The following is a 12,756-nucleotide window of genomic DNA, read 5'->3' as shown; positions in this document are numbered from 1 at the left end:
ATTGCTTTGTTGAGTTTTCGCTCATATCTCGGGGGCAATCGAACCCGCCAGGCCTCTGCTCGTAAGGGTATGCACACTTGGCGGGTCTTTTTTTGTCCTGCTAAGCAGGACGGGTGCCACGCCCCTTCACAAAACCCGCGACGACGATCGCGCAGCAGATTCAACATCTCCAAGCCGAAGGCATGGCGATTCCCGACGTGGCGCGGGCCGAACGCTGGCTACGCCATGTCAGCTACTACCGCTTGAGCGCCTACTGGCTGCCCTTCGAACATCCCAAAGGCAATCCTGGCCCGCGCTTCCTACCGGGCACGAGCTTCGATACCGTCACCGCCTTGTACGATTTCGACCGCCGTCTTCGGCTGCTAGTGCTTGATGCAATCGAGCGGATCGAAGTCGCTGTGCGGGGAAGCTGGGCGTACGAGGTGGCGCAGCGGTTTGGCCCCCACGGCTATCTGAATACGGCGCTTTACTATCATCCGGGTAAGTATCACGACAACTTGACCCGCTTGGCTAACGACGTCGCAAGCTCGCCCGAGACGTACATCGACCATTATCGTCGGACCTATAGCACGCCGGCGATGCCGCCGGTGTGGATGGTGGCGGAGATGATGTCGTTCGGGCAGCTCTCGCGTTGGTATGCGCTGCTCGCCGATCGGGCGCTGCGCAACGCCATCGCCAAGCCCCTCGGGCTACACGAGGCGGTGCTGGTGCCGCTCCTGAAGCATCTTTCCACGATTCGAAATAGCTGCGCGCATCACGCCCGGCTCTGGAACCGAGGTTTTCTGCTGCGCATGCGGGTGCCCTACAAGCCAGCTGCACTCGTTAACACGCTCGAGCCGCCGACAGTCCATGCTCCAGCCCGGCTCTATAACGCCTTGGTCCTCATCATTCACCTGCTGAGGCATGTCGCTCCAGCATCGACGTGGCGTGACGAGCTGATAACGTTGCTCGCCCAACATCCGACCGCCGATTTATCCGCAATGGGTTTTCCTCAAAATTGGACAGCTAGGCCCTTGTGGCTTTGAAATTCCCTCGGCCCTCGGCGGTCACAGACCGGACGAGACTGTTAAAAAAGTAGCGCTTGCGGCCTTTGGCGCAGGGTGATTCACTCGGTCCAGGTAGCCGGGAGTGCGGAGGATGATGGGTCGACAGGTGGCGCAAGGGTCGCTGTTCTACGGCTTCCGGCTCGACGATCACGTGCCCGGCGACCACCTTTTGCGTCGGATCGACGGACTGCTCGACTTTGGCTTCGTGTGCGAGGCACTGGCCGATAGCTATAGCGCGGTAGGGCGGCCGTCGATCGATCTCGAACTGATGCTCCGGATGCTGCTGGTCGGTTACCTGTTCGGCATCCGGTCCGAGCGTCGGCTGTGCAAGGAGGTGCATCTCAACCTGGCGTATCGCTGGTTCTGTCGCCTCGATCTCGGTGACGCAGTCCCGGATCATTCGACTTTTTCCAAGAACCGGCATGGCCGCTTCCGCGCGTGCGATATGTATCGCCTGCTATTCGAGAAGGTGGTCGCGCGATGCGCCGCGGTCGGACTGGTCGCGGGCCGCGAGCTTGCCGTGGATGGCAGCACGATTATGGCGGATGCCAGTTGGGAGAAGAAGCTGCCTGGCGCGACCGCAGCCGACGAGCTGCGCGCGCGTGATACGGTGTCCCGGCCCGTGGCAGAGTATCTTGCCGCGCTCGACGCCGCGCTGCCGGTTGCCGCCGACGAACGCGAGCCAATGGAGCCAAAGCATATTTCGCCGACCGACCCGCCATCGATATGGGCGTGGTCATCGCGGCCGCAGGCGGCCGCGTGACGCACGTTGCCGGCCGAGCGCAGATGTTCGCACCCGGCCTCGCCTGCCCGCTCTGCACCCGCCTAGGCATCGCAGTGATCGTCAATGAACGCGATCATCGCCGGAACGGGCGGTCGAGCTCCGCCTGCGCAAAATATGCGGACGCCTTGCGCAGAATCTCGTTGGCCTGTCGCAGCTCACGGACCTCGCGCTCGAGCGCCTTCATCTTGTCGGCAACCTCGGTCGGGACACCGGCACGCTTGCCGCTGTTGACCTCTGCCTTCTTCACCCACTCATGCAGCGTCTGCGGAACGCAGCCGATCTTCTGCGCGATCGACACCATCGCTGCCCATCGAGAGGGATGATCCCGCTCGTGGTCGAAAACCATCCGTACCGCCCGTTCGCGAATTCCGGCGCAAACTTGTTCGTCGTCTTGCTCATACAGGCTCCACCTTCTCGGGAGTTAGAGCCTCCGGCAAACCCGGCGCGGTTCAATTGGCACCGCACCGGATCGGGCGGTGCTGATATAAGTGAGCTGGTGCATTGGCCGCGACTCCTTTTGCCATTACAACTAGAGCCGCTAACAACAGGTTGTTAAGTCGTGGTGAAATCGGAGAAGGGCATGGCCATAGAGCTGGACGCGCTGGCAACCGAAGTCGCGGCCATGCAACACGCGGCCGAGCAGATCGACGATCCAGCCTTTGCGCATTTTGCGCTGCAAGTCGCGCGTCATTGCCAGTGGGCTCTGGACGGGATTGCGGCGCGGGGCGGCATCATCGACGATCAGATCCGCTGGTGGCCTGCCTGGAACGACAAAGCGGGTATTGAGTAAAATCGGCTCAGCTCGACCGGATTTTAAGTTTTGGCCGCTCGGACTTTTGATGTCCCCGCAGCTCTCGCGCCTGGGCTTTATATTCGATCGCGAGCAGGCGGTGGGCGGAGGCCGCTTCGGCGCTGGAACTCGATTCGGCGGCTTCCGTCTCCTGCCGGGCACGCCGCTCGTAATATTCAAGATTATCGTTGTCCAACGCTCGCCTCCTCAGATTTGCCTTTAGACTGTAGGATGTGTTGCTAGCTGTCACCCGGGCGCTACCACTAACTGTTGACCGGAACCCTGATCTCGAAGCATTTTGACCCGTTCGCCGGAAGGATCACGAGTCCACCGATCGACTCCATCAATCGCCGCACCAGGCCTAGCCCGAGCCCGCCGCTGCGCCGAACGCCAAGCTCGGGAAAGGGAAGCCCATCGTCATCGACAACGATCGCAAGATGGCGACTGTCATGTTGCCGAACCGAATGGAAATGCAACCCGGACGATCACATGCGAAAGCATGTTTGATCGCGTTCGTCGCTAGCTCGTTGACGATCAGCGCCAGGGTGGTGATCTGCACTGGCGATAAGCCGCTGGTGCTTGGCGCAACGTCGAGCAAAACAAGGATTGAGCGGGGCTCGGCCTGACTATGCAGCGCCTCGCAGACATGGCGTAGCGCTGCCTCCAGCGTCGGCTGTCGCTCGTGCTGAAGCGACACGCGCGCGCACGCAAGCACCGCGACCCGCTCCATCGCATCAGTCAGCGCCTGGCGCGTTTCCGTGCTCTCCGCGCGGCGGCTCTGGAACGCAAGCAGGCTGACGACAAGCTGAAGGTCGTTGCTGCAACGGTGGTGGGTTTCGCCCAACCGCAGATCGTCTTCCAGGGCCAAGGCCCGGTAGGAAGGCGAAGCGGTGTTGAGTGTGGAAGCCATGTCGGTATCAGTCACAGCGACAGCCCGGTATGTGGCACCGGCTGATAGCGATCGTCCCTGCGAGTCGCGCGAGGATAAGCCGGATCGCCATCGTCATGGAGATAAGACGGCTTGAAGTCGCCGATACGGCAAAGCGCGTCCATTTTGACGATCGTCACTGCGCAGTTTCCGGTCTCGATCAAACCCTCGGCGCGGAGCTGCTGACTGGTGCGATTGACACGGACCGAAGTTAGCCCGAGCACACCGGCAATATGCTCTTGGGTGAGCGGCAAGTCGAAGCGGCCGTGGCTATCAGCCGAGTCGAGCCACACGCTCAGTTCACAGAACAGATGCGCGAGTCGCTGCTTTGCGGACTGGCGGCCAAGGCATAGCGCCCATTGGCTCAGTATCGCATTCTCGGCAAACGCCAGCCACGTGAGCGTTTTGATCATACCGGCGTGCTGGTCGGCAAGCGCCAGGAGCCGGTCGCGCGGGTTGGTCAGCACCTCCGCGGCTGAGACCAGGCGAACCCCATACGTCAGGCGGTCGAACAGGAACGAGTCTAGATTGGCGATGTCGCCGTGAACAAGCAGGGCCATGATCTGCCGCGCGCCATCGCGCGTGGTCTTGTAGCGGCAGGCCCAGCCACCGCTCACAATATGGAAGTGATCGGTTGGCTCGCCTTCGCGCATCAGCTCTTGGCCGGTCTGCCCGATCGCCATGACTGCACGTTCTCCAGCGCGTGTCGCTCTTCGTTTGAAAGGTAAGGCAAGCTGATCAATCGCGAACCGGCAGGCGAATGACGAGACGACCGCTGGCCCGCGTGCGATGCTTGTGGCTGCAGGTCTTCAAGCACGTTCAAGTTTTTCAGGAGATTCTAATTCAGCAATGCGCTGCAGATAGGCCTCGGCGAGCATAAAGTGAGGCCTTACCACTTCAGGTCGGTTCGCGTGCTGTGCGCGCTCCAGCTCGGTTTCAGCGCGCTGCCGATAATAGGAGATATCATCTTCGGTCATGATTCGACCTCAATTGCCCGTTCAGAAAAAGATACATATCCCGCTACCCTGACCTGTTAAGGTTGGAGAGCGCTACTGTCGGATAACCTACATTAGACCTGCGCATCTTGACTTCGGCCGTCCCGGAGAGGTCAGCCTGGGAATGGCAGGCCGGAAAGCAGTCTTTTCCAACAGCAGCAACCGCAATTTGGCATAAGGCACATTGCGATGTCAATTTTTGGTTCCATGCGATTTGTCGCGATGGCTTTGAACTGTCCGATATCAGATAGTTCCAACACGGCGTCACGACATAGAACAGGCACAGATATACGCTAAGCGGGCACGGGTTATCATCCTCGATCGCGAAAAACTGGTCGATCTTGCTGGCGATGCTTACGGAGCACCCGAGGCTGAATATCGGCGCCTGATCGGCCCGTTCGATCGCGGGGAAGGGCGTAGAGACTGACGCCTAGCTCGTCGCTCTCTTGCTTTTCGCCCATCCGATCGCCTTGCGCAGCACGCGCGATAGCTGCTCGACCGAATATGGTTTGTGCAGCAGCTCGAACCCGTGCTTGCCGTTCTGCGCGAGCACGTGGCTGTAGCCGCTGGTAAGAACGACGGGCACGTCGGGATAGCGCCGACGGATTTCCTGGCCCAGCTCCAGCCCGCTCATTCCGGGCATCACCACGTCAGAGAACACGACGTGGAAACGACTATAATCCTTGGCTAGTTCCTCAAGCGCGCGGTCAGCATTGACCGCATGGATGCTGTCGTAACCCAGCTCTTTTAAAGCTTGAGTGGCGAACTCGCCGACCTGCTCATTATCTTCGACCAGCAGTACGCACATGCCCTCGCCATCGACCGGCCCGTCATCGTCATCCTGAGCCTGCTCGGAATCGTTCTCGGGGTAAGCGCGGGGAAGATAAAGCGTGAAGGTCGTGCCTTCGCCGCTGGTGGTGTCCACCCGAATATCCCCGCCGGACTGTTTGGCAAAGCCGATCACCTGGGAGAGACCAAGCCCGGTACCTTTTCCGATCTCCTTCGTGGTGAAAAATGGCTCGAAGATTCGACCGAGAACCTCCTCACTGATGCCGCTGCCGCTGTCGGTGATCGTCACCGCGATAAAGTCGCCGGCAACGGGTGCATGCGATCGGATCTCCGGGATGCCGGACACCGGGCCGGTTGCCATCGTCAACTTGCCCTCGCCGTTCATGGCGTCGCGCGCGTTGATGCCGAGATTAATCAGCGTCGTGTCAAACTGGCTGCGATCGGCCATGATGAAGCACGACTCTTCCGGCATCTCGATATCAAGCGCGATACGTGATCCCGCCAGCGTGCGAATCATATCCGCCACCTCGCGCAAGCTATCCCCGGCGTCAAACAGCTCGGGTTTCAATGCCTGTCGGCGTGCAAACGCAAGCAGCTGACCGGTGAGCGCCGCGGCACGATCGGCCGTGTCCCCGATCGCGGCAATGTAACGGTTCCGCTTTTCCTCGGTGAGGCCGTCACGACGCAGGATATCGACCGAACCACGGATGACGGTCAGCAGATTATTGAAGTCGTGCGCCACGCCCCCGGTGAGCTGGCCGATCGCCTCCAGCTTTTGGCTTTGACGAAGCTGCTCTTCTGCTTTCAGAAGCGACGACGAGCGCTCGTGAATGCGGGTTTCAAGCGTGGCGTTCAAATCGTGCAAATCAGCAGTCGACACGACGCGCTCAGTCGTTTCCGAAGTGACGCAGAACATTCCCTGAACGATGTTTTGGGCATCATAGAGCGGCGAATATGAAAACGACCACCAGGTTTCTTCTGGCTTGCCGTGGCGAGTCATGCTGAGCGGGAAGTCCTCATATCGCGTTGCTTCCCCGGCAAGCGCCTTGTCCACGATCGGTTCAATATCATCCCAGACATTGGACCAAATCTCGCGCATCGGCGCACCCATCGCCCGGGAAAGCTTGTTACCGAGGATCGTGGCGTAACCATCGTTGAAAAAAAATGTTAGTTCCGGCCCCCATGCCAGAAACATCTTTTCGGGCGAGTTAAGGATCAGGTTGAGCGCCATCCGTAGCGCATCGGGCCAATCGCGTTGCGGACCGACCTGCGTCGTTCCCCAATCCCGTGCCTCGATGAGTTCGCGCGCCGTTCCAGCGGGTGCGGCGAGCACCAGCTCCACACTGCCTGTCTTTTTTGGATTCATCGAGCTATGGCACCGGCTTTCTAGAGAGACCGCAACGAGTTAGCCGATTGCCAATTTTAAGGCCAGCAGAGTGGCGGGTTTTCTCCCGACCGGTCAAATCTGCCTATTTATTAAGCAGACGCGTCACCAGCACGCGGAACGTTGTCGGAGCGACGTCGAGGCGCTCGGACGCGGCTATCAGAATGCGTTGATGGTGAACGGGATACGAAGCGACGTCCTCACGTTTGCGGCATCATTGGTCGCACCGACTTCGACGTTCCAGTTCACCGTCGTTTTCGGACTGGTGCGATAACTCACGCCAAACAGGAAGCGGCCAAGCTGTAGATCACGACTGGTCGTGTCGATCGCCGGTCCTGGCGTATTGTCCGTCGTGCTGAGCATTCGCAGCCGCGTGCTCGTGCCAAACGCCCAGGTATGGGCGTACCCAAAGCTGATCGATGTCCGCGGATTAAGCGATATCGCAATTCCCGCGCTTGCTGAGGGCGCGTCACCGGGGCGAACGCGGTCTACGAGCGTGCCCCCAATCTGACGACCGATATTGCGGCCGAAATTCCGAGTATAGCCAATTGTAGCGAATAGCACCGCAGGGTCGGACGGAAGGATGGCGGTCACATTGGGCGTGACGCCCCAAAATCCCGCTCCCGTGGCACCGCGCAAGGCATTACCGAGCGCATCGCGTGGCACAGCAAATGGGTCCGTTCCGGTCGGCGCTACGGCTTGAAGGCCAGCGATCAGATAGGGAGCGCCGCTTTGGCCATCGGTAATCTGATAGCGCACGCCAAAATCAATGTCTCCGAGGTTACGTGCGGTGACGGGGCTATCGATTTGGCCGGCGTTCGGACTCGTTGGGTTAGCAACCGGCGCAATAACCGACTTGTCGGATCGATAGACAAACGGGAACCGGCCGTTGATTTCGAAACGGCTGGTCAAGCCAAGTCGTGCAACGACCGCAGCCGTAAGAACGTCCTGGCGGCTTTGATTGATATCAAATACACCGATCAGCACCGCTTCGGGTATCTGAACGCCTCGGAAAACTACATCGCTGCGATCAGAGCGCGCATATTCCAGATCACCTTCGAGCGTTAGCTGACCCGCCTTAGTGATAATGCCCCCTTGTTCTGACAAGACCGCAACTTGGACCTGCCGTTGATCGACGGGCGCAGATCCAACAGATTGAACTCCGTTGCTAAGAACCGACGCCGACTGTGCGACAGCCGTCGGCGGAGCAGGCGGTGGCGAGGCTGGCAAGGGAACCCCACCGGGCGAGAGAGTGGAAGCGGTACCGGTTACGGCCGATGCGCCGGCTGGGCCAAGCCGGGCCTCAAGGGACATGATCCGCACCCGCTGTGCCTCCAGCACCTTTTGCTGCCTGTCGAGCTCTGCTCTCTCTGTCGCCAAAGCCTGGCGCATCTCCGCGATGCTGGGCTCGCCAGCAGTGGCCACACCAATCTGCGCAGACGCCGTACTCGATGTGATCAAGCTGACCACTACAAAACCTAGCGCGCACGCGCCGCTGCCCCGCCGCATTTCCTTCATATCCATCCCCTTTTCTCGTCTATCGCGAGCTTGATTAGCGTCGGCTTGCAGCGTCGGCTGCAAGCCGATTGACCATTAATATACCACCTGACAATCCAGCAGGAATACCAACCAGATCGACGTTGACTGAGCTGACGGTGTCGATAACCCGGTTACTGGCGGTATTGGAAACAACTGCTCCGGTCGCTTGGCCAACGAGATGATCGACCTGAACCGAGGGTGCAACCAGCGTTACGCGTGCGCCGCGATCATCATTTGCAAGCGAGATTACCCCTGAACTTGCAGCTACTGCGGGACCGTTCGCCACAACGGGCACCATCGTCTGGCCTGCGGCGTCGAGCCAGCCCGACGAAGGACCCGAAACCACGTTCACCGTCATCGGTGCGCTCGAGCTCGAGGCAACAATGGTAGTGCCGGTAGGGGAACGGCCCACGGAAACAGTGGGGATCATTCCGCTACCACCTGTAATCACTGTCGTGGTTGTCGGTGCGGTAGCGGGGCTATTAGTGCCATCGGTATAGACCCGAATGCCAGGGTTCGGCTGTTCGCTGGTGTAAATGGTGTGCAATGCCAGGACACCGTCGATCCGCGTCTGAATGTCGATGCCGACGGCGACATTCAGTCCGTTCGGCAAAAGTACACCGCCGCGCATCGTGGCAAGTTCTCGGTCGGGGACTGGCAGCGTGCTAGTTTGCGAAATTAAAGGAGATGCCGCGACAAGTAGCGCAGTGACGAACGACATATCAGAACTCCCCTGATTGCGGTCGGGTGAGAGCAAGCGCCGCTAGATCGAGAGGATCCCCTCCAGGAAAAACATAACCGCGGGGCGCTCGTACCTGATCTCGCGCCATATTAAAATGCGCTTGCGCGACCGTTGAACGACCACTGACAATAAAAAACACACCATTCCATTGGCGCTGAAAGCGACGAATGCTTTCGCGGCGCAGTCCAAGCGATGGATCGCCGAGCAGTAGGGTATCCTTATCGATGCCTTTGACGACCACAAAATGGCGATAACCGTTAAAATTGATAAGAGCGATGCCGGGGATTTTGGCATCAGCAATCTGCGCAAGGCTGACTCTATAACCATCCGCAGCAAGACCTCGCGCGGCAAGGTAACGCTTCATGTCCAAAAGCGAAAAACCGAGGCGCTGGATCTGCGCCCTGTCACCGTCGCGCCACATTCCGAGAAAGACGCTCTGCTCATTCTGGGGATCGTCATAATGATAATGAAGCAAGGTTGCGAGGGCTGCCGACCCGCAGCTGAAATCATATTGTTGGCGAACCACGGTTTCGAACCTGCGACCGATCATGCTGGTCACTGGCACGGTAAAGTTTAGAGAATTTGAATAATTAAGCGGAGCACCCCCTTCAGGCAATGGTATGCTCGAACAGGCCGACAACGTCGCTGCCGCCCCGAATGATACCCGATGCCAAAAGACTGCTTGTTTCATCTACCGATTAATCGCAACGTTGACGTTTAGGGACGAGTTTATAGAAACATTGTTACCGGTGTTAGCGCTCAGTAGCGAAAGTCCGTTCAAGTTTTGAAATGAGCTACTATCAAAGTGAATAATGCCTGTTTGTGAATTTCCGGTAACGGTATTGCCGCTGACGACACCATTATTCTGAGCATTGACGACTTGAGCAAGATCGGCTTGTCCGGTAATAGTCTTCAGATCTGCGTTTTCTACCGGATTGATGGCGCCAAACGAGGCAGCCGAAGCTTCAGCGATAATCGGAGATGCGGGTGCTACGGGTTGTGTTTGTGCGTTAGAAACTTGTGGCAAAAGCACTACAATTGCGACGAGCATCGCGATAGCCCGACCATGCGATTTTTTTATCATTTTAGCCTCCTAATTAAGGAAGAAACGGGGCAGCACGCGCTGCCCCGTCGCCTTCGCTTATCGTGCTCCGAGGTTGATCGTGCCAGCGGAGACGCTGACATTGACCGCCGAATTCTGCGATGCCGCAGCGCCGGTGTTCATGTTCAGTGCTTGCGTGCCGGCAAAGTTCTGGAACGCGCCCGCGCCCGTGCTCAGGCTGTTGTTGATCGAGCCATCGCGGCTACCCGAAGGAGCGGCATAGTTTACCCGCACGCCGGTTACATAGCTGGCAAGTGTCGCGGAGGACACAACAGCGCTGTTGCCGAATGCGTTTGACGTTGCTGCCGTCCCCGTCCCTGCGCTCGCCACGGGTTCAAAGCGCATCGACGTGTCCGAATAACTCGCGTTACCGCCGTTGGCTACCGATCCAGTTCCGCCGTTCGATGCGCTGGTCTTCACCGATCGATCGGAATTATCGGTGGTCGACAGATTGCGATTGTCGTTGGCGGTCGAGCCGTTGTTGGCAGCGACCTGGGTGCCGTTTGCCGAACTGGTCGTGGTCGACCGGTTCGAATTATCGGTGCTCGACATATTCCGGCTATCGCTGGCGCTTCCGCCATTGTTGGCAGCGACCTGCGCACCGTTCGCGGAGCTCGTCGTCGTCGACCGATTGGAATTATCGGTGCTCGTCGAAGACATATTGCGATTGTCGCTCGCCGTTCCGCCGTTGTTGGCAGCGACCTGGGCGCCGCTGGCAGCGCTGTTGGTCGTGGTCATCCGCGAATTGTCCGTGGTCGAACGGTTCGAATTGTCGGTCGATGACCGGTTCGAGTTGTCGGTCGACGACATGTTGCGGCTGTCGGTCGCGGAAGATCCACCGTTTGCGGCAACCTGAGCGCCACTGGCGGCGCTGCTCGTCGTTGAACGGTTCGAATTGTCCGCAGTGTTGTCCGTCGTCGAGCGGTTCGAGTTGTCGGTCATCGTGGACGAGCGATCCGAGTTGTCCGTGGACGTCGTGGATCGGTTCGAATTATCGGCCATCTGCGTGTTATTCGAGGTCGACATATTGCGGTTGTCGCTAGCCGAGCCGCCATTATTGGCGGCAACCTGGGCGCCCGAGGCGCTGCTGGTCGTCGGGGTGTTGGTGGTTGATCGATTGGAATTGTCGGTGGACTGGGTCGTCGTCGACATGTTCCGATTGTCTTGTGCGGTTGCACCGTTGTTGGCTGCAACCTGCGCCCCGGCAACACCGGACGACCGGTCCGAGCTATCCGAAACGTTTGTCGATCGGTTCGAATTATCAGTCGATGTCCGTGCCGAGTTATCGGCGTAGTTGGTCGAGTTATTCGCATTGTCGGTCGTTGTGCGCGCCGAGCTGTCCGACACGTTGGTCGAGTTATTCGCGTTGTCAGTCGAGGTGGACGTCGGGTTGAACGACCCAGCCGTCGAGCTGGTTGGGTTGTATGAAGCAGTCGCAACACTGCCGCCTGCGATCGTGCCGTTATTCGTGTTGGTGTTGGAGGGTGTCATCGTCTGCGAGAATGCGGGCGTCGCGATTGCGAGCGCGCTGGCCGAAGCCACCAATAGAGCTTTTTTCATATCGCCTCCTAAGACCGGCTTATGAAATTGGCCTTTTGGCCGCCGATCTGAGCGAGATACGCGCCAGATTGAGAAATGGTTCATATAATGTTAACCTTATTTTAAGGCCTTCCTTTCGTCCCGATTTGAAACGAAACCTGATTAACGATCGATTGAGAATCGAGAAAATTGCGACACGTTCTAAGAAAAAAAGCGTTTTTAATTCTACCTATTCCAGAGTCACAAAAGTCCTTCGCCCTTGTGCTCGGCAGATTCGAAGATGCTTCTTCGCCTTTGTAGAGCCCTCGGTAAAGCCATGTTTGTGTCGCAGCCGCTCGAAGATCCGCTTTGCCGTATGCCGCTGATTCATGCCCCAAATAGGGATGACCATTTTTGTAAATAACTTGGAAACCATCAGGGACCGTGGTCGTATCTTACCCAGCCACAACGCCCGCACGATGCGGCCACGTGCGGCAGGGAGTAGATATGAAAAAGTTAGCACTTGGTATGGCTACCGCGATGGTTGCGTTTGCCTCACCCGCATATGCAGCGCCGCTGCTGTTTGATTTCTCGGGTCCTTCAGGCACGGCCTTGTTCCAGCTCGACTCAAATCCAACGCCGGATACATTCAGTAGCTTTCTTGGCTCAGATCAGTTGGCGTTCAAGAACGTTGCGGGTATTTTCGGCGGAATCGCAGGAGTAGCGTCAAACATTGGGTTCGGAAATGGACTGTTCGCATCCCTCAACATTAATGCTCCAAATGTAGGCTTTTCGCAGTTCTCAAGCCCAACCTTGTTTTCCGGCCCGGCAAACGCTCCTGTCTTTTCAACAGGCACCTTCACCTTGGTTAATCCATTTTTTGGTAATGCCAATTTGAAGATTTCCGCAGTTGCGGGCGCAGTTCCCGAGCCTGCTACGTGGACGATGATGCTCCTTGGCTTCGGTGGTATCGGTTTTGCAACGCGTCGGCGCAGCAGGGTACGTACGACCGTCAGCTACGCATGAAAGAACGAGAGTCCTACAATTGGGATTGACGCGATCTGGCTCGGGTCAACCGCTGTAATTTTCGCAGCCGTAAGGTTATCGCGTTTGCTAAAGCGCGTCGGTGCATGGGTTGT

16 protein-coding genes, 2 pseudogenes and 1 other annotated feature are annotated in these 12,756 nt (G+C 58.2%); of the genes and pseudogenes, 7 read left to right on the top strand and 11 right to left on the bottom strand.

Going from position 1 to position 12,756, the window contains the following annotated elements; genetic code table 11:
- Positions 1-113 precede the first annotated feature (113 nt).
- Positions 114-1,025: an Abi family protein gene (locus L8G49_RS20750; protein ID WP_242187897.1), complete on the top strand. Its 912-nt coding sequence runs from the start codon at positions 114-116 to the stop codon at positions 1,023-1,025.
- A gap of 112 nt (positions 1,026-1,137) precedes the next feature.
- A pseudogene (locus tag L8G49_RS20745) lies at positions 1,138-1,695 on the top strand (transposase); the annotation flags it as partial.
- Between the two features lie 125 nt (positions 1,696-1,820).
- Positions 1,821-1,949 (bottom strand) — a sequence feature (AL1L pseudoknot).
- Here L8G49_RS20745 and L8G49_RS20740 read toward each other — a convergent pair.
- A pseudogene (locus L8G49_RS20740) lies at positions 1,884-2,229 on the bottom strand (transposase); the annotation flags it as partial. (Overlaps the previous feature by 66 nt.)
- A 181-nt stretch (positions 2,230-2,410) precedes the next feature.
- On the opposite strand from L8G49_RS20740, the gene L8G49_RS20735 reads away from it, so the two are divergent.
- Positions 2,411-2,620, top strand: a complete 210-nt coding sequence (locus L8G49_RS20735) for a hypothetical protein (protein ID WP_242141008.1) — start codon at positions 2,411-2,413, stop codon at positions 2,618-2,620.
- A gap of 7 nt (positions 2,621-2,627) precedes the next feature.
- Here L8G49_RS20735 and L8G49_RS20730 read toward each other — a convergent pair whose 3' ends face one another.
- The 10 genes from L8G49_RS20730 to L8G49_RS20685 form a co-directional block, all read right to left on the bottom strand.
- Complete coding sequence (locus tag L8G49_RS20730; RefSeq protein WP_242187895.1) at positions 2,628-2,816, bottom strand: hypothetical protein; 189 nt, start codon at positions 2,814-2,816, stop codon at positions 2,628-2,630.
- Positions 2,817-2,981: 165 nt separating this feature from the next.
- Complete coding sequence (locus L8G49_RS20725) at positions 2,982-3,545, bottom strand: sensor histidine kinase (RefSeq protein ID WP_242141257.1); 564 nt, start codon at positions 3,543-3,545, stop codon at positions 2,982-2,984.
- Positions 3,542-4,231, bottom strand: coding sequence for a Crp/Fnr family transcriptional regulator (locus L8G49_RS20720; RefSeq protein ID WP_242187893.1), 690 nt, complete (start codon positions 4,229-4,231; stop codon positions 3,542-3,544). Before L8G49_RS20720 ends, L8G49_RS20725 begins: the two co-directional genes overlap by 4 nt.
- A 126-nt stretch (positions 4,232-4,357) precedes the next feature.
- Complete coding sequence (locus L8G49_RS20715) at positions 4,358-4,525, bottom strand: hypothetical protein (RefSeq protein WP_242187891.1); 168 nt, start codon at positions 4,523-4,525, stop codon at positions 4,358-4,360.
- A 448-nt stretch (positions 4,526-4,973) separates the two neighbouring features.
- Entirely contained in the window at positions 4,974-6,698 is a 1,725-nt protein-coding gene (locus L8G49_RS20710; protein WP_242187888.1) for a PAS domain-containing sensor histidine kinase, read from the bottom strand.
- A gap of 177 nt (positions 6,699-6,875) precedes the next feature.
- Positions 6,876-8,297, bottom strand: a complete 1,422-nt coding sequence (locus L8G49_RS20705; protein WP_242187887.1) for a transporter — start codon at positions 8,295-8,297, stop codon at positions 6,876-6,878.
- Complete coding sequence (locus tag L8G49_RS20700; RefSeq protein ID WP_242187886.1) at positions 8,269-8,976, bottom strand: hypothetical protein; 708 nt, start codon at positions 8,974-8,976, stop codon at positions 8,269-8,271. Before L8G49_RS20700 ends, L8G49_RS20705 begins: the two co-directional genes overlap by 29 nt.
- A gap of 1 nt (position 8,977) precedes the next feature.
- Positions 8,978-9,688, bottom strand: a complete 711-nt coding sequence (locus L8G49_RS20695) for a C39 family peptidase (RefSeq protein ID WP_242187885.1) — start codon at positions 9,686-9,688, stop codon at positions 8,978-8,980.
- Positions 9,689-10,081, bottom strand: a complete 393-nt coding sequence (locus tag L8G49_RS20690) for a hypothetical protein (RefSeq protein WP_242187884.1) — start codon at positions 10,079-10,081, stop codon at positions 9,689-9,691.
- Positions 10,082-10,138: 57 nt separating this feature from the next.
- Positions 10,139-10,444, bottom strand: a complete 306-nt coding sequence (locus tag L8G49_RS20685; RefSeq protein WP_238542455.1) for a hypothetical protein — start codon at positions 10,442-10,444, stop codon at positions 10,139-10,141.
- Positions 10,445-10,475: 31 nt separating this feature from the next.
- Between L8G49_RS20685 and L8G49_RS20680 the strand changes: the two genes are divergently transcribed.
- From L8G49_RS20680 to L8G49_RS20665, 4 genes are all read left to right on the top strand, one after another.
- A complete protein-coding gene (locus L8G49_RS20680; protein WP_242187883.1) occupies positions 10,476-10,955 on the top strand; it encodes a hypothetical protein in 480 nt (159 codons plus the stop codon).
- Positions 10,956-11,003: 48 nt separating this feature from the next.
- Positions 11,004-11,393 carry a hypothetical protein gene (locus L8G49_RS20675; protein WP_242187935.1) on the top strand — a complete coding sequence of 130 codons (390 nt, stop codon included), beginning with the start codon at positions 11,004-11,006 and terminating at the stop codon, positions 11,391-11,393.
- Positions 11,394-11,684: a hypothetical protein gene (locus L8G49_RS20670; protein WP_242187882.1), complete on the top strand. Its 291-nt coding sequence runs from the start codon at positions 11,394-11,396 to the stop codon at positions 11,682-11,684.
- A 440-nt stretch (positions 11,685-12,124) separates the two neighbouring features.
- A complete protein-coding gene (locus L8G49_RS20665) occupies positions 12,125-12,643 on the top strand; it encodes a PEPxxWA-CTERM sorting domain-containing protein (RefSeq protein ID WP_242187881.1) in 519 nt (172 codons plus the stop codon).
- The last annotated feature ends 113 nt before the right edge of the window (positions 12,644-12,756 follow it).

This window comes from Sphingomonas sp. CARO-RG-8B-R24-01 (assembly GCF_022662295.1).
GTDB lineage: Bacteria > Pseudomonadota > Alphaproteobacteria > Sphingomonadales > Sphingomonadaceae > Sphingomonas.
The sequence above is the reverse complement of the archived record's forward strand: the minus strand, read 5'-3'. Positions and strand labels throughout refer to the sequence as shown.